The sequence below is a fragment of the Streptomyces sp. NPDC054783 genome, from assembly GCF_053611725.1.
Map to the genome: position 1 here is coordinate 191574 of NZ_JBSHAY010000016.1, position 16162 is coordinate 207735.

Genomic DNA, 16162 nt, shown 5'->3' on the forward strand with positions numbered 1-16162 from the left:
CAGAAAAGGAGCCCCCGTGCCCGCCGATCTCGTCCTGCTCTCCGCCCGGCTGCTCGACCCCGGCACCGGCGCGCTCCTTCCGCACACCGCGCTCGCCGCGCAGGACGGGCGGATCGGGTTCCTCGGCGACGACCGGGAGGCCCGCGCCCTCGCCGGGCCCGGCACCACGGTCGTGGACCTGCGCGGAGGGCTGGTGACCGCCGGCCTCACCGACGGGCATCTGCACCCGGTGTCCGGCGCCGAACGCACCATGGGCGTGGACCTGTCCGGCTGCCGAGACCTGGACGCCGTACGGACCGCGCTGGCCGCGGCGGTACGGCGGCTGCGCCCCGGCGCCTGGCTGCGCGGCTGGGGCCTGGACCCCAACGCCTTCGGCACCGCCCCGGTCGAGGGCGCGTCCCTCGGACCCGCCCTCGACGCCGTACCCGCCCTCATCGACCTGTTCGACGCCCACTCGGCGCTCGCCAGCCAGCGCGCGCTGCACCTCGCCGGCGTCGACGGCCCGCGCCGGTTCGAGCAGGGCTCCGAGATCGTCTGCGACGCCGACGGCCGGCCCACCGGCCTGCTCCTGGAGGACGCCGCCTGTGAACTCGTCGAGGCCGTCGCCCCCCGGCCCACCGAGGCCGAGGTGCGGGCCCGGACCGCCGAGGTGCTGCGCGCCATGGCCGCCTCCGGCCTCACCGGCGGCCACGCCATGGACGCGAACGGCGACAGCCTCGCCGTCTACACCGCGCTGGAGACCGAGAACGCCCTGCCGCTGCGGCTGCGGATCGCCCCCTGGTGCCGGCCCGAGACGGACGACGACGCCGTGGCCGACCTCATCCGGCTCCAGGGCACCGGCGGTGCGCTGTGGCGGGTGGCGGGCGTGAAGCTCTTCATGGACGGCACCATCGACAACGGCACCGCCTGGCTGGAGACCCCCGACTGCCACGGCGAGTCGGCGCACGCCCACTGGCCCGACCCGCAGCGCTACACCGACGTCGTCGCCGTCCTCCACCGGGCCGGTGTGCCCACGGCCACCCACGCGATCGGCGACGCGGCGGTGCGCCATGTGCTCGACTCGGTGGAGAAGGCGCAGGCGGAGAGTCCGGGCGTCGTACGCCATCGCGTCGAACACATCGAGACGGTCCCGGACGACACCGTACGGCGGTTCGGGCCGCTCGGTGTCGCCGCCTCCATGCAGCCCACGCACTGCTGCGAGTTCACCCGCGCCGACCACACCGACAACTGGTCGCGGCGGCTCGGCGCGGAGCGTGCCGGGCGTGCCTTCCGGTGCCGTGACCTGTGGGAGGCCGGTGCCCGGGTCGTGCTCGGCTCCGACTGGCCCATCGCGCCGTACCCGCCGCTGCAGGTGATGGCCGGCGCCCGGCACCGCCGCCCCGCCGACCTCTCCCTGCCACCGCACGGCCCCGGCCAGGCCCTGACCGCCCTGCAGGCACTCCAGGCCATGACCGTCAGTCCTGCTTGGGCCGCCGGGGAGGAGGACCGGGCCGGTCGGATCGCCGTCGGCCACCGCGCCGACCTGACGGTGCTGGCCGACGATCCGCTGAAGGTGGCCGACACCGACCTGGCGGAACTGCCGGTGCTGCTCACGGTGGTCGGGGGCCGGGTCACGCACCGGGGGATGGGGGGCTGAGCGCCCCGGAGGGCGCGGGGCAGGATCTCCTGTGCGGCTACCGCCGCGTGGGCGCGACCAGCCACAACGCTGCGGCCCACGAAACACGGCACAGCGCTGAGCTGTCAGCGGCGGGCACGCCCTTCGCGGCGGGCGCGGCGGGCCTCGAACAGGAGGGGCAGCATCGACAGGACGACGACCACGGCGACCAGCGGCAGCAGATAGTCGTCGATGTGCGGGACCGACGTACCGAGGCTGTAACCGGCGAGGACGAGCAGCTGCGACCACAGCACCCCGCCCACGGTCTGCCAGAGCGTGAAGCTCCGCACGGGCACCCCGAGCACGCCGGCCACGGGGTGCAGCACCGTCCGCAGCAGCGGCACGAACCGGCCGATGACCAGCGCCTTCCCGTGGCCGTACCGGGCCAGCAGCTCCTCGGCGCGGACGGCCGCCGCCTTCACCCGCCGACTGGAGGTGCGGGCCAGCAGCGCCCGTCCGCCGTGCCGGCCGACCAGATACCCGACCTGCCCGCCGGCCACCGCCCCGACCGCCGCGCACAGGAGCACCTGCCACAACTCCAGCCGGGGTTCCTGGTGCGCACCGCCGGCGCACAGCACACCGGCCGGGAACAGCAGGGTGTCACCGGGCAGGAAGAAGCCGACGACGAGGAGACCGGACTCCGCGAAGATCACCACCAGGACGCCGATCGCACCGAAGGCGGCCAGCACCGAGGCGCTGTTCAACGGATTGACGGCTGTCACCTGGCCGCCTCCTGGCCTGCTCGCAGGGCTACTCGCTCACCAGCATCGCCCGACCGCTGCGAAAACGCCCGCTCCGTAGCCGTACCCGTGCCCGTGACCCGCTCCGTTCCCCTGCGGGCTGCGACGGGCTGCGACGGGCTGCGACGGGCTGCGACGGGCTGCGACGGGCTGCGACGGGCTGCGACGGGCTGCGACGGGCTGCGACGGGCTGGGAGGTGCGCACCGGTCTCCTGCGAGTGCCGTAACGAACCAAGGGCGCCTGCCGGGCATCGACTGGCGGGCGCCCTGGCGGGCGCCCTTCTTCCCGTCAGGGGCGCCTCTCACCCTTCGCCCCGAAGGTCTGGGCCCGGCTGTCAGAGGAAGCCGGCGAGCCCGTCGAGGAAGCGGGTCACGTCGTCGATGGTGTTGTAGGGGGCCAGGCCCGCGCGCAGGGCGGGGCCCTCGAGCTTGAGCGCGGTGAAGGGTTCGTAGGCGTAGAACGACCCGGCCGGTGCCACCACGTCGCGCGCGGCCAGATGTGCCTGGGCCTCGCGGGCGTCGCGGCCTTCGACGGACATCAGGAGCGTCGGGGTGCGGTCGGCGGCCTTCGAGTGCACGGTGATGGCGTCGCCCAGGGACTCCAGACCCTCCTGCAGCCGTGCCCGCAGCGTCAGTTCGTGCTCGTGCACGGACTCGAAGGAGCGGGTGAGGCGCTCCCTGCGCGAGGCCGCCGTGCCCGGGTCCAGCTCGGCGAGGAAGTCGACGGCGGCGGCGGCGCCCGCCAGGATCTCGTACGGCAGCGTGCCGAACTCGAAGCGTTCGGGCACCGTGTCGGGGGACGGCAGGAGCTTGTCCGGGCGCAGGGTTTCGAGGAACTCGGGTGCCGCCGCGAGCACCCCGCAGTGCGGTCCGAGGAACTTGTACGGCGAGCAGACGAACACGTCGGCCCCGAGAGCGGGCACGTCCACGAGGTGGTGCGCCGCGTAGTGCACGCCGTCCACGTACACCAAGGCGCCGACTTCATGGGCGCGGTCGGCGATCCGGCGGACGGGCGGCTTGGTGCCCAGCACGTTCGAGGCTGCCGTGACCGCGACCAGCCGGGTCCGGGGCGTCAGTGCCTGCTCGTACGAGTCGAGGTCGAGCTCCGTGGTCTCCGGGGCGATCTCGATCCAGCGGACCGTCACTCCGGCGCGCGCGGCGGCCTGGACCCAGGGGCGGACGTTGGCGTCGTGGTCGAGGCGGCTGAGGACGATCTCGTCGCCCGCGTTCCAGGTCATGGCCAGGTGGCGGGAGAAGTCGTACGTCAGCTGCGTGGCGCTGCGGCCGTGGACGATGCCGTTCGCGGGCACGTTCAGCAGATCGGCGTAGGCGGCGCGGAAGTCCGCGACGGCGCGCTCGGCGTTGAGCTCCGACGGGCTGACGGTTCCCCGGTTGGACAGGGGGCTGGTCAGCGTCGCGGCGATGGCGTCGGCAACGGGGCGGGGGGTCTGCGTTCCGCCCGGACCGTCGAAGAAGGCGAGCCCGGTGGCGAGAGAGGGGAAGTTGGCCCGCAGGGCCGTGAGGTCGATGGCCATCGTCTCTGCTTTCTGTCGGGCGGAGTGCCTGGCGTCGCGGTGCCTCTACTCTGACGTCGACCCCGAGACACGTAAAGCGATGGATCCCGAAGAGAAAGTTCATGAACCATGAAGTCTCAGCCGGATCTGAAGCTCCTGGCCACCTTCCTGGCCGTCGTACGCCGCGGCTCGATGGCCGAGGCCGCGACCGAGCTCGGTTACGTGCCCTCGGCGGTGTCCCAGCACATCGCCGCGCTCGAACGCGACATGGGCGTCGAACTGATCAACCGGCGCCCCGGCAGCCGGCTGATCCTCACCGCGGCCGGCCGCTCCCTCGCCCGGGCGACCGAGACGCTCTTCGACGCGACCGCGCGCTTCCAGGACGCCGCCCACGGCATCGCGAACCGTGAGATCGCCGAGCTGCGCGTCGGGACCTACCCCAGCGCCATGACCTACCTCCTCCCTCAGGTCCTGTCCACGCTCAGGGCTCGCCGCCCGGGTCCCCGGATCCGTCTCGTCGTCGTGGAGACGGACGAGGGGGTGCCGAGAGTGAAGTCGGGGGACATCGACCTGCTCGTCGCCTACCGCTACCTGTCCGAGGATCCGCCGGCCCCGTCCGAGGCGTTGACGATCACCCTCCTGGGGCGTGAACCGCTCGTCCTGGTCACGGGTGCCGAGCCGGGGCGCCGACGCCCGGTGGAGCTGGCCGAATGCCTGGAACGGGAATGGGTCTCGGGTCACGCCCACAACCCCGACCGGCGTCTGCTGCACCGCTGGGCCGGAGAGCTCGGGATCGCGCCGCACGTGACGTTGGAGACCGAGGACCTGCACAGCATGCTTGCCGTGATCCGGGCGGGCCTCGCGGTGGGCCTGATCCCGGCCACGCTCCTCGGAGCAGGACACGACGCCGCAGTCGAGAGGGTGGTCCTGCCATCCGGGGTCGCGCCGCTCCACCGGGAGATCCTCGCCGTCAGCAGACCCGGTGCCCGCTCCCCGCTCCCCGCTCATCGACGAACTGGTCGCGCTCCTGACCGGTGCCGTGGACAGCGCGCAGTCGTCAGGGGCGAGCACAGTCCGCTGATCACATGGGCGACGCGTCGCTCCCGCCCGGGTTGCCGGGCCGCTGTCCGTCGTCGCATGCGCCTCCGCCAACTCCTCGGCGAGGCGGTCGGCAATGAAGTCGTACCAGGTGCGGCGCTCTCCTCGGCCCTTCGGGGGATGCTGACCGTACTCGGCGGGACGAAGAACCCCTGCGCCAGGCCCGCAGCCCGACCTGTTCCCCACGCTGCCCCGCAGTGCCCCGGACCCGGTCACCGTGACCTCTGACGGCAAGGACTGGATGGTCCTGTCGCTGCGCGTCGGCGCCGCGAAGGAGGGCACCACGCCGAATCTGTGGCTGCTGTCACCGGACACCGCCGAGGACGAGCTGTCACTGGTCCGCCGACGTGTGCTGACCGGGGCGCTACTGGCGGCGCCACTGGCCGGGGTCACCGCCTGGGCCGTCGCCGCCCGGGCGGTTCTTCCGCTGCGGCGGCTGCAGCGGCGTACCAGCGGTCTCGACCCCCGGACGAACTCCACGCGTCTGGAACACACCCCGTCCCGTGTCGCCGAGGTCGACGACCTGGCGTACACGGTGCAGACCGTGCTCGCCCGCTACGACGAACAGGTCGCGCGCACCGGGGAAGCACTGGCCACCGCTCGCGCGTTCGCCGCGACCGCCTCCCACGAGCTGCGTACCCCCCTGATGAGCATGCGCACCAACCTCGACATCCTCACCGACCATCCCGACCTCGACCCCGAGGATCGGGCGGAGGTGCTCGGGGACCTCGGGCGCGAGCACGCCCGGCTGCTCGGGCTGCTGGTGATGCTGAAGGCACTCGCGCAGGGTGATCTGATCGAGGCGGACGCCTTCACGTCGCTGGATCTCGCGGAGCTCGTGGACGCGGCGGTCTCCGACCTGCGGCGCACGCACCCCGACGCCGACGTTTCCGTGCATGCCGCCGTGGGGGTGCGGGTGCACGGCTGGGAGCAGGGCCTGCGCTCGGCGGTGGACAACCTGCTTGTCAATGGCTGGACCCACGCCCGTGCCGAGGACGGCGTCGCCCGCATCGAAGTGGCCCTGCACTCGTCCAGCGATCTGCACGAGCCGGCCGCGGTGCTCACCGTGGACGACCACGGACCCGGCATCCCTCCCGAACGCCGCGAGGAAATCTTCCAGCGCTTCCGCCGGGGCCCGGACAGCCCCGGCTCCGGTCTCGGCCTGACCTTGGTCGCCCAGCAGGTCGCCCTGCACCGAGGCCGGATCACCGTGCAGGACCGTTCCGACCGCCGCCCGGGCACACGCTTCGAGGTGCGACTGTCGGCCACCACCGTCCGGGACGTGGAGCACACGCTGCCACTACTGCACCGGGACTGGCTGACCAGCACTGCCGGCGATCCTCCGGATCCCGTTCGGACGGCCCCTGATACGGCTTCGCCCGGCGGCCCGCGACGATGAGGCCGTTGAAAACATCACTGCCATGGGCACGCGGAGTTCGGTCTCCTGCCGGCAGCTCACTGCGATGGTTCCGGGGGTCGACCATCAAGAGCCGCGGCTGCTCCGAGTGAATCGCGTGCAAGGCGCCTGACCGGCAAAAGGACTGGGCAGGCGCCTTTTCCTGGCCTCTAGAAGAAGCCGAGCCTCTTCGGCGAGTACGACACCAGGAGGTTCTTCGTCTCACGGTGGTACAGAGGCACCGCACCGCTGACCAGCGCAAATAGCGCCGTCGAGACTTTGATGGGATCGCTGGCCCGGGAATGGTCCGGATCTTGATCGATGCGGCTCTTTGGGCCGGCCGACACCGCTGTCTGCGCCGAAGTCCGGAGACCTGCGGAGGGCGGCACTCCGCTCGCCGTGACGCGAGGAGTAGTGGCACTCTGGCCCTGAGTCGTGATGGTCCCGCCTGGCACAGGTTGTAAGAAGCGTCTTGTGCGGTCCAAGGGGTCTAGCTCGGGCCCGTTTCCGCGGCTCAGGTCCTTGTGGTCCAGGTACGTCGACGCTGTTGGTGAGGCGCTTGTGATAGCAGGTGAGAGGTGAGAAACCCTCGTCGGTCGGCTCCGGCGGGGGTTTCTGCGTTCGGGGGTGGGCCTGATGCGTAGTGTCCGACGCGCTCTTGCCGTGTTCCGGCTCGCCGTGCTCGAGGTCTTTGCGTGACTGCGATTGGTCTGGTTCGCCGGTGACATGACGTCATGTCCTGTGGGCAACCACTGAAGCAGCGCAGGCACGCAACACGCGGAGGCACGGCGACATCAGTGGGCGTGATGCAGGGTGCGCGCGGCCCCGCCGAGTAGTTGTCGGCGGTTCGGCGCCGTGCGTCCATGTGCGGTTGCGGTCGCACATGTGCAGCACTGCTGGGTAACGGCTCGGGCCACCCACCGGTTGTCGCCGGGCAGCCCCGCGACGACAACCGGGCCGGCGGGTCGTACCGGCCTCGTGCGGCCTCGCGGCTCATTGCCGAACCGTTGGCCCCTACGGGACGTGGTTCGCGCGTCCGGCCCGCCACCAGCCGGGTGCCACATCCTTCGGTGTTCCAACCCGCGGACGACAATTCACCTGCCGTCGATTTCGGAATCGTTCACCAGCCGAGCGCGTCGTCGTCCGCCCGCGCATCCCAGCTTGGCGCGACCGGGCGCGCGTCGTGGCAGGTGAAGCCGAGTCGGGTCAGCGCCCGGCGCATCTCCGCCACCGTGAAGTCACGGCGGTTCTGCCTGGTGATCACTTCCCCGACCTGCATCACGGGGTAGACGCGGCGGTCGATGGTGACAGACACGCCGGTGACGGGTTCGGGCGGGACGCCGGTCATGGACTGTTCGACCTCGATCTTGGTTAGGTCGAAGGGGTACCGGGCGATGACACAGCGCATGGCTGCCTCCACGAAGTGGGGGAGAATGCCGGGGACGGTGACCGGGTGACGGCGGTCGGGCGGGGTCGGTACGACGGTCAGGGCGTGAGAGCGAGCACGCCCAGGGCGTAGCCGTGTTCGTCGATCACGGGGGACACGTCCAGCGTCCGGATCCGCATGGCGGCCTCCGCCTCACCGAGTATCGATGTGGACGAGGTGAACGGCCCGCGGTCGAGTGCGATGTCCCGCAGCCGCGTCCGGTCGCTGTACCACGAGCCGCCGCGGTGTGCGGCGAGCTGGGCCCGTGTGACCAGTCCCGCGCACCGACCGTCCTCGTCCCGGAGGAGCAGATGCGGGACACGCGCACCGATGAGGACGGACAGGGCCACGTCGACCGCCATGTGGTCGTCGACCTGCGGCCCGGGAGCATGCATGGCGTCGCGGGCGGTCAGACCGGTGCCGTCGGTGCTGTCGAGCTGCTGTGTTCGGGGCGGAAACGTCGTCAAGGGCTTCTCCTCTTCGTTGGGGCGGGCAGGACGGGCGACGGCTCGTCCCGACCGCAGGGAGCGCTTCCCCGGGCTTGAGCTATGGGTTGTTCCTCGGTGCAGGCCGACGGCCCCGGGCGGCGGCCGGGCCGCTTCCGCCACGGCCGGCCCCCTGGCCGCTCCTCCCACGGCCGGCGGCCCGGCTCCTGTGATGCCAGCCGACGGCTCCCTTGCCCTCGGGTCGTCCTTCGACCGGTGCGGCGAGGACGACGGGCACGCCGGAGGGGGTCCGGGCGCCGGTGATGCGGTGCAGCTCGGCCTCGCCAGGGCGGATCCGTGCGGTGCGCGGAGCGATTCCGGCGTCACCCATCAGACGGTCCACCGCTCGCCGCTGGTGCGGCAGCACGAGGGTGACGACGGTGCCGGACTCGCCGGCGCGTGCGGTACGGCCGCCGCGGTGGAGGTAGTCCTTGTGGTCGCCGGGAGGGTCTACGTTCACGACGAGGTCGAGGCCCGTGACGTGGATTCCGCGGGCAGCGACGTTGGTGGCCACCAGGACCGTGACGTGGCCGTCCTTGAACTGAGCGAGCGTCCGGTTGCGCTGTGACTGGGACTTGCCGCCGTGCAGGGCCGAGGCTCGTACCCCGACGGACAGCAGGTGCTTGGTGAGCCGGTCCACTGCGTGCTTGGTGTCCAGGAACATCAGCACGCGTCCGTCGCGGGCGGCGATCTCGGTCGCGGCGGTGTCCTTGTCCGCGTCGCGCACGTGCAGCAGGTGGTGCTCCATTGTGGTGACGGCTCCCGCGGACGGGTCGACCGAGTGCACCACGGGGTCGTGGAGGTAGCGGCGTACCAGGAGGTCGATGTTGCGGTCCAGCGTGGCCGAGAACAGCAACCGCTGGCCGCTCGCGGGGACTTGGTCGAGCAGCGCGGTCACCTGCGGCATGAAACCCATGTCGGCCATCTGGTCGGCCTCGTCCAGCACGGTGACGGCGACCTGGTCCAGCCGGCAGGCCCGCCGCTCTATGAGGTCCTTGAGGCGGCCGGGCGTCGCGACGACGACCTCGGCGCCGTCGCGCAGCGCACTTGCCTGGCGGCCTATCGACATGCCGCCCACCACGGTGGCGAGTCGCAGCCGTAGGGCGCGGGCGTAGGGGGTGAGCGCGTCGGTGACCTGCTGGGCCAGTTCCCGGGTGGGGACGAGGACGAGGGCGAGCGGCTGCCGGGGCTGGGCCCGCTGTCCGTCCAGACGGGCCAGTACCGGCAGGCCGAAGGCGAGCGTCTTGCCCGAGCCCGTACGGCCCCGGCCTAGGACGTGCCGGCCGGCCAGTGCGTTCGGCAGTGTGGCCGCCTGGATCGGGAAGGGCACGGCCACGCCCTCGGCGCCGAGCGCGGCCAACAGCCGTGCGGGCATGTCCAGTTCGGTGAACGTCTCGACCGCCGGCAGCGGCTCGGTGAGGGTGACCGGCAGGGCGAACTCCTGTCGGCGCGGGGCGGAGCGTGCGCCCTGGCCAGTATTTCGTCCGGTACCTGGACGGGGACCCTGGCGGCCCGTCCCCTGCGTACGGAAGCGGCTGCCGGAAGCGGTGCCGGTGTGACGGGGGGTGCGGTTCATGAAAGAACCTTCCTCGATGCGGCGTATCGAGGAATTCCGTCCAGCGGCGATAACCGCACGAGGATTCGCAAGAATGAGCCGAAGAAAAAAGAGCCGGGCCTCGTGGCGCTGGAGCGGGGACGGCCGGCGGTCCGGAAAATCCGGAAAACGGGAAAATCAATGAGCTGGGGCCCGTACCCCAAGAGCACGGGCCCCAGCCACATGATGCGCGAACCACTGGCTCGCGACGATTCGCGTCTGCGTCAGGCGGGAACGATGTTCTCAGCCTGCGGGCCCTTCTGGCCCTGCGTGACGTCGAAGCTAACCTTCTGGCCTTCCTGAAGCTCGCGGAAGCCTCCGTTGCTGATGATGTTCGAGTAGTGGGCGAACACGTCAGCGCCGCCGCCGTCCTGCTCGATGAAGCCGAAGCCCTTTTCCGCGTTGAACCACTTCACGGTGCCAGATGCCATATTGAATCTCCCTTGGGGGGCAGTGCCAGACTCCGCACTTTGCGGAGCCGAGTCGCCGCGATGATCACCCCTCCGGAAAGATCCCGGAAAGCTCTGCAAAGAAAAAATCTCTGGCAACCAAAACTGCAACTGCTCTCACGTTAACACAGGCCGGATGGAGACGGTCATGCGTTTTCGGGAGCGTCCGGTAATTATTCTCCCGTGTCGGGGTGTATTTCTGTAGTGACGGGACTAGGTAGTCTGCGCCGTGCTCGTCCAGCTTCCGGCGTATTTCCCGGTTCAGACGCAGGGCGTCGTCGAGCTGGTCCTCAAGGGAGACGATGCGGAACGCGGTGCGGTCACGCGGGTCGTCGGGGCGGATCCGCTGCGCCGGGGTCGGCCGTTCGCCCCTCCCAGGCGTCCTGCGCGCTGGCGTACGCGGGGAAACGGTTGAGGAGACCGGTGCAGCGGAAGACCAGGTCCGTCGTGTGGTTGCCGTAGACGATGCGCAGCCAGCCGCTCCGGCCGCGGCAGTCGTACCAGGCATCGCACAGTGGCGTCAGGATGCTGCAGTCGGTGAAGGTTGCCTCGCTCAGGTCCACGATGAGGAGGAGCCGTCCGGGCCGGGCCGCGCGGGCTTCGGCCAGGGCGCGGGCCAGGGGCGCTACCGTCTGCCTGTTCAGTTCGCCGTGTGCGCGGACGATGCGGCATTCCTCGAAGAGTGCGGGCGCTCCACCTTGCGTGGTCAACGGCTCGCGCAGGGATGGGGGCAAGGCGGGATGGCCGTGCCGGCCGTAGGCGCCCCAGGGCCGACGTGCCTCATTCCGTCTCCCCTGTCGTGCCCCCGGGGCGATCGGTCTCGGCGAGGGCCAGCATGCGCGCGGCGGTCAGCGGGTTCTCGGGGTCGGCCGCGGCGGCCAGCAGCCGGGCGGCGGTTCCGGCCGGCTCATGCGGCGGGACGACCAGGAGCACCCAGCGTCCCACGGAGCCGCAGTCCAGGGAGATGACGTGCGTCTCGCCTCCGGGGCCGGCCGGCTCGACGGCGATCACCCGGCCGGGCGCCATGACGGTGCGCGGGGTGTCGGGCCAGTCGGCGGGGTCCATGGTGACCCGTACCGTCGTGTCCGGGTCCGGCTCCAACGAGCTGACGAGCGAGGGAAGTTCGAGCTCCAGCGCATCGCAGTGCGGCCACCAGGCCCCGTCCAGTGGGCCGTGGCTGACGTCCGGGTTGAGGGCCAGGCGAGGCGTGGGCATGCGGTACGTGTGCGCGTCGGCCGAGGACGCGCCTTCGGCCGGTGTTCCGCCGGGTTCCATCGTGCGGTCCCGTTTTGGGAGCCGTCGGACGACTGCCCGTTTCGTCACTCGCCGGGAACGGCACCGCCGGTCGCGCTGCGCGAAAAGCTCTCGGTGCGGTCAGGTTACCTCTGGACGAGGAGAAGAGGGCGGGTCAGTCGTCGGCTGTGCCTCCTCTGGCTTCACCCGGTCCTCCTGTTCCTCCTCTTCCTCCTCCAGTTCCTCCATCAGACGGATGCCCTGGTGCGTCAGCGAGACGGTGGCGGGGGTGTGGTGTGATGTCCAGTCCACGCTGATCAGGCCCTCGTCGGTCAGATAGGCGCAGGCGGCGGAGAGGTCCTCGTCGGGCAGGGCCAGCTCGGCGCGCAGTGCCGATCCATTGACCTCGGGGCGGTTGCGCTCGACGGCACCGTACAGGGATCGCAGGACCGCCTTCCGGTTGTTCTTGCGTTCGCGGAGTTTCGTCATGACTGTCGTTCTCCGGTTTGACGGCCGCGCGGGGACGGAGGCGACGGCGGATCCTCGGGCCGCTCGGATCCGGGTCACACCTCGTCGGCGTGTGTCTGTGTCTGCTCTGTCGAGGTGCTGGTCGTGAGCCAGGACTGTGCGGGGTCCGCCGCTTGAGCGGTGTCGAGGGTGATGTGGAGCCGGGTCCCTCCTGCGCGGTCCGCGGGATAGCTGCGCTGCTCGGTCGAGGCGAAGCAGCGCCGGAGTACTTCGGCGACGCGCCGGGCGACCTCTGGCGTCGCGGCCACGATGCGGACCTCGGCGTGGCCTTCGGAGGGAAAGGGCGCGTGCTTCATACGGACCTCCTGCCAGGTGAGGGTGCAACCACGACTGAGGTCGCTGCCCGACGCCCGTCGACGGTGCGGGCTGCGCCGCGTCACCAGGGCCACCCCCTTTTTGAAGGGTATGCCGGGCAAGGGGGCGTGCGTGCCACGGCCGACCCCTCGTGGAAGACCGGTGCTCCCCCGGAACGGGCTGTCGCAGTCGTCGGCCGCCGCCGCGCCACCGTGGCGGGCCCGGCCGGGAGTACGGTGGAGACACCGAGGGCATGCCGCGCACCGGGCTCCAACACCGGTGCCGCTCTCGGTGATCGGCGACGCCGGGTGGGCCCCTGGTCCGCGCCCGGGGCAGGGTTCGACCCATGAGCGCGCACATGCTCCTCCCGACGACCTCGAACCTCCCCGCGCCCCGGCCGGCACCGGGCAGGTCGCACACGCGCAGGCCGGGCCGACCGATGCGGGAGCGGGGTTCCTCGCCCCACGAGGGAGAACGTCTCCGCCCGTTGACGCGCGGCCAGGTCGAGGACCGCCTGCAGGAGCTGGGTGACCTGTACGCGGAGGTCTCCGGCGGTGGCCCCTGGGCGTGGAACGAGGCGCGTGCCACCTTTCTGCGACACCTCGCGGCCGACGCACGACGACCGGGGTTCTCGCTGCTGATCGCGGAGACCACGGTCCTGACTGGATGCGCCTACGGCTTTCCCGTGGGCGGCGCCGGCCCGTGGTGGGCGGGCTTCGACGGAGACGTTCGGGAGAGCCTGGTCCGCCGCGTCGCCCCCAGGCGGCTCTTCGTCGTCTCCGGGATCGTCGTCCCGTCCCGTGTGCGCCGGGAGAACCAGGGGCGTGCCTGGAACCTCGCCCGGCGCCTGCAGCGGCGACTGCTCGCCGACCACGGCGCCGCGCTCGGAGTCACGTTGGTGGAAGCCCGGGACGACGGGATCGTCGAGACGTTGAGGTCGTGGGGGTGGCGGAGCGCCGGAGACGAAACCCACACGGCCGGACCGCCCGGTTCGTGCCGCGTGCTGGTGCTGACTGCGGGGACGTGAGGAGCGCCGTCATCGATCACGGCCCGCCCAGGTCAGCGCACGGGCAGGCGCAGGGCGAGGAGGGCGATGTCGTCGGTGCTGCCGGGTGGCATCCGGGCGGACAGTTGGTCGCACAGGGTGTGCAGCGGTTCGTGCGCGAGGGTGAAGGCATGGCGGCGCAGTCGGCCGAGCCCGCTGTCCAGGTCGCTGCCCGGAGCCTCGATCAGGCCGTCGGTGTACAGCAGGAGCGTGGACCCCGGCGGCGGGGCGCGAGCGGCACTCGGACGATGACTGCCGACGCCCAGGTGGGTGCCGAGAATCAGTCCCTGCCCGGCATCGAGATACTGCGCGTTCCCGTCGGGGGTCAGCAGCAGGGGAGGCGGGTGCCCGGCACTGGTCCAGCGAAGCGTCCAGGGGCCGGTGTCCGGGCCTTCCGGTTTCGCATTCCTTCGGAATGACGCGGTGTGCCGGTTCGCAGGGCACCGGCTTCGCCTGCATGGCGCGCTCCGTGTGTGTCGTCGTCTCTGCCCTGGCGAGGGGATCGCCTGCGCCGGCGGCCTCTCCCTCACCCGATGCCGACGATCTGGAAGAGGCGTGTGACGGAGGCACTGGGTGCTGCCAGTCGTAGCCGGCCCCCGGTGCTTAGCGCGGTTCGGTGGGTGGTGAGGAGAGCGTTGACGCCGCTGGAGTCCATGATCGTGACGCCGTCGAGGTCCAGCACCGTCCGGTACGAGGCGGCGCCGTGAGCAGCTGCGGCATCGAGAAGCTGAGGGGCACTGTCCCGGTCGATTTCGCCGCAGACCTCGCCACGCTGAGGCCCTCGAAGCAGGCGCGCGTGATCGACAATCGGTTGCCTTCTGGCGGCCCGTCGATGCCTTCCACGCTCTCCTCAACAACCGTCACCGACGTCGGCATCCTTGCCCTTCCGGACGGAAAGCCGCCTGCGCGTGGTGCTGGTAATGCACCGCGATGGAGATGACGATCGCCTTGGCCGATGGCGGAGCCAGCATCGCCGAAGCCCGCCACCGAGCCGCCGCTTTCCCCACCCGCGGCCACCCGGCTGGGGTCTCTGAGCGGATCGTGGGCCTGACTCAACTGGTGATCAGCGAGCTGGTCACCGATCAAGTACGTGCCCGGCCCCGTCCTTGTGCAGCTGTGTTTGGTCGGCGGGGAGGTAAGGGGCACGATCTGGGACACTGATCCCCTGCTGCTGGCAGCCTGGCGAGCAGACCCGCAACGGGTGGGTCGGCACTGTCTGGAGATCGTGAGGCCATCGCACAGGAACTCACCGTCGATCGGGAAGCGGTCGGCAAACGCATCACGGCCCGGATCCTCCTGGATGTCTGAGCCCGTCCTCGGCGCCAGCCGAAGGACACTCTGAACGTGGCTCGTGCGCGGCCACGTCTCGCAGGATCTCCAGCCGGAGAGCGGTCCTGATCTGGGCCTCGGCGCGGGGTTGTGGCGGTGGACGTATGCGGCTTGGGACGCCGTTCAGCGTGGGCGAGCACCGGGCCGGTCTCACCGAGGACTGCTGTACGTGAAGCGGGGACCGCCATTCGAGTGAGCACTCTTCCTGCTGTACCTGCGGTAGAAGCAGACGCACACTCCATGAAGAAAAACTGCCATGGCGACAGTAGACACTCAGTCGTCGCAGGGTTAGTGTTGTCTTCGTACCCAGGAGTCGAAGTGGGCACAGCAGGCACGAACTGCTGTGCAGGTAGACCAGAAGGACACGGCCCCAGCGGGGCTGTGAGCAGCACCCGCGGTATCCGCGTAATCGAAAGGTAAGGAGCAGAACGCCATCAGGATCGCCCGGGCGAGTAAGCAGTTCGCCCGGGTACCGCAAGGCCCCGGATTGGAAGGTGGTCCCCGGTCACGCATCCGCGATCCCCGCAATCCCGCCCTTCCAGGCGGCACCTGCGGACAGAGAAGTCCGGCGCAGTGCGCCGGTAGATGGTGTTGAAAGCTCGGGGCCCGGGTGCCGTACTGGCACCCGGGCCCCCCGATGCGTCCCCGAAAGAAGAGGTCTGTGCCGCCTGCCGGTTCCCCTCCCGTCGACCCTCTCGACGATGACGACTACCCCGCCTACACCATGGGCCGGGCCGCCGAGATGCTCGGCGCCACCCCTGCCTTCCTCCGTGCCCTCGGTGAACACCGCCTGATCACCCCGCTGCGCTCCGACGGCGGCCATCGCCGCTACTCCCGTTACCAGCTGCGGATCGCCGCCCGCGCCCGCGAACTCGTCGACCAGGGCACCGCCATAGAGGCTGCCTGCCGCATCGTCATCCTCGAAGACCAGCTCGAAGAGGCGCAGCGCATCAACGAGCAACTGCGCGCCGAGGGCGGCAAGCCTCAGCCGAAGACATCAACCTGATCAGAACGCCCGAACCCGAGGCAATCGACGAGCCGCCGACGAACGAGGCCGCTGAGGGACCTCACCGGCGTTCCGCAGCTCAGGCGGGCTCAACGCGTCAACCGGACTCCACGGAAGAGAGAACCGCGAGCGGGCGTGATGCATGTAGTGGGTGACGAGGGGCGAACCCGGGGAAGAAGGAGCAGCAACGGATAGCAGGTTGCCATGGGTGGCCGGGATCTGGAACTGGGGCAGCTGCTGGCCGCCGCTGAGGCGGCACCGCCCGGGAAGTCCGTCGCCGGCGGGGCCGCGGCCGGATCCGGGGACCGTGCTGCCGGGCTGGGGCTCAGGCGTCGATGATGACGGGGATGATGAGGGGCTTGCGGCGGTGG

At 70.9% G+C, this 16162-nt stretch carries 16 protein-coding genes and 1 pseudogene; 5 read left to right on the forward strand and 12 right to left on the reverse strand.

Going from position 1 to position 16162, the window contains the following annotated elements:
* Window positions 1-16 precede the first annotated feature (16 nt).
* Complete coding sequence (locus ACWGJ5_RS26870; protein ID WP_453312229.1) at window positions 17-1636, forward strand: amidohydrolase; 1620 nt, start codon at window positions 17-19, stop codon at window positions 1634-1636.
* A gap of 104 nt (window positions 1637-1740) precedes the next feature.
* Here the strand turns inward: ACWGJ5_RS26870 and ACWGJ5_RS26875 are convergent, their stop codons facing one another.
* On the reverse strand, window positions 1741-2376 hold the full coding sequence (locus tag ACWGJ5_RS26875; protein WP_453312230.1) for a DedA family protein: 636 nt from the start codon (window positions 2374-2376) through the stop codon (window positions 1741-1743).
* A 353-nt stretch (window positions 2377-2729) separates the two neighbouring features.
* Window positions 2730-3929: a cysteine desulfurase-like protein gene (locus tag ACWGJ5_RS26880; protein ID WP_453312231.1), complete on the reverse strand. Its 1200-nt coding sequence runs from the start codon at window positions 3927-3929 to the stop codon at window positions 2730-2732.
* A 108-nt stretch (window positions 3930-4037) separates the two neighbouring features.
* Here ACWGJ5_RS26880 and ACWGJ5_RS26885 point away from each other — a divergent pair, with 108 nt between their 5' ends.
* Together ACWGJ5_RS26885 and ACWGJ5_RS26890 are read left to right on the forward strand one after the other, a co-directional pair.
* Window positions 4038-5234, forward strand: a complete 1197-nt coding sequence (locus tag ACWGJ5_RS26885) for a LysR family transcriptional regulator (protein WP_453312232.1) — start codon at window positions 4038-4040, stop codon at window positions 5232-5234.
* Window positions 5224-6405 carry a sensor histidine kinase gene (locus ACWGJ5_RS26890; RefSeq protein WP_453312233.1) on the forward strand — a complete coding sequence of 394 codons (1182 nt, stop codon included), beginning with the start codon at window positions 5224-5226 and terminating at the stop codon, window positions 6403-6405. Before ACWGJ5_RS26885 ends, ACWGJ5_RS26890 begins: the two co-directional genes overlap by 11 nt.
* A 1117-nt stretch (window positions 6406-7522) precedes the next feature.
* On the opposite strand, the gene ACWGJ5_RS26895 is transcribed toward ACWGJ5_RS26890, so the two are convergent.
* From ACWGJ5_RS26895 to ACWGJ5_RS26930, 8 genes are all read right to left on the reverse strand, one after another.
* Window positions 7523-7810 carry an SCO5918 family protein gene (locus tag ACWGJ5_RS26895; RefSeq protein WP_376408505.1) on the reverse strand — a complete coding sequence of 96 codons (288 nt, stop codon included), beginning with the start codon at window positions 7808-7810 and terminating at the stop codon, window positions 7523-7525.
* Between the two features lie 77 nt (window positions 7811-7887).
* Window positions 7888-8223: a CBS domain-containing protein gene (locus ACWGJ5_RS26900; protein WP_453312247.1), complete on the reverse strand. Its 336-nt coding sequence runs from the start codon at window positions 8221-8223 to the stop codon at window positions 7888-7890.
* A gap of 151 nt (window positions 8224-8374) precedes the next feature.
* Window positions 8375-9889, reverse strand: coding sequence for a DEAD/DEAH box helicase (locus tag ACWGJ5_RS26905; RefSeq protein WP_453312234.1), 1515 nt, complete (start codon window positions 9887-9889; stop codon window positions 8375-8377).
* Window positions 9890-10131: 242 nt separating this feature from the next.
* A complete protein-coding gene (locus ACWGJ5_RS26910) occupies window positions 10132-10338 on the reverse strand; it encodes a cold-shock protein (RefSeq protein ID WP_067116135.1) in 207 nt (68 codons plus the stop codon).
* A gap of 338 nt (window positions 10339-10676) precedes the next feature.
* A complete protein-coding gene (locus ACWGJ5_RS26915; RefSeq protein ID WP_453312235.1) occupies window positions 10677-11090 on the reverse strand; it encodes an STAS domain-containing protein in 414 nt (137 codons plus the stop codon).
* Window positions 11091-11136: 46 nt separating this feature from the next.
* Window positions 11137-11571: a DUF5994 family protein gene (locus ACWGJ5_RS26920; RefSeq protein ID WP_453312236.1), complete on the reverse strand. Its 435-nt coding sequence runs from the start codon at window positions 11569-11571 to the stop codon at window positions 11137-11139.
* A 159-nt stretch (window positions 11572-11730) separates the two neighbouring features.
* The gene (locus tag ACWGJ5_RS26925; RefSeq protein ID WP_453312237.1) at window positions 11731-12078 is read right to left on the reverse strand and encodes a hypothetical protein; all 348 of its coding nucleotides are present in this window, start codon (window positions 12076-12078) and stop codon (window positions 11731-11733) included.
* A gap of 74 nt (window positions 12079-12152) precedes the next feature.
* Window positions 12153-12413, reverse strand: coding sequence for a hypothetical protein (locus tag ACWGJ5_RS26930; protein ID WP_453312238.1), 261 nt, complete (start codon window positions 12411-12413; stop codon window positions 12153-12155).
* 485 nt (window positions 12414-12898) lie between these two features.
* Here ACWGJ5_RS26930 and ACWGJ5_RS26935 point away from each other — a divergent pair, with 485 nt between their 5' ends.
* Window positions 12899-13438: a hypothetical protein gene (locus ACWGJ5_RS26935; RefSeq protein ID WP_453312239.1), complete on the forward strand. Its 540-nt coding sequence runs from the start codon at window positions 12899-12901 to the stop codon at window positions 13436-13438.
* A 32-nt stretch (window positions 13439-13470) separates the two neighbouring features.
* Here ACWGJ5_RS26935 and ACWGJ5_RS26940 read toward each other — a convergent pair.
* Window positions 13471-13860: pseudogene (locus ACWGJ5_RS26940) on the reverse strand (PP2C family protein-serine/threonine phosphatase); the annotation flags it as partial.
* A gap of 122 nt (window positions 13861-13982) precedes the next feature.
* Window positions 13983-14264 carry an STAS domain-containing protein gene (locus tag ACWGJ5_RS26945; RefSeq protein ID WP_453312248.1) on the reverse strand — a complete coding sequence of 94 codons (282 nt, stop codon included), beginning with the start codon at window positions 14262-14264 and terminating at the stop codon, window positions 13983-13985.
* A gap of 1158 nt (window positions 14265-15422) precedes the next feature.
* Here ACWGJ5_RS26945 and ACWGJ5_RS26950 point away from each other — a divergent pair.
* Entirely contained in the window at window positions 15423-15791 is a 369-nt protein-coding gene (locus tag ACWGJ5_RS26950; RefSeq protein ID WP_453312240.1) for a MerR family transcriptional regulator, read from the forward strand.
* Window positions 15792-16162: the final 371 nt, after the last annotated feature.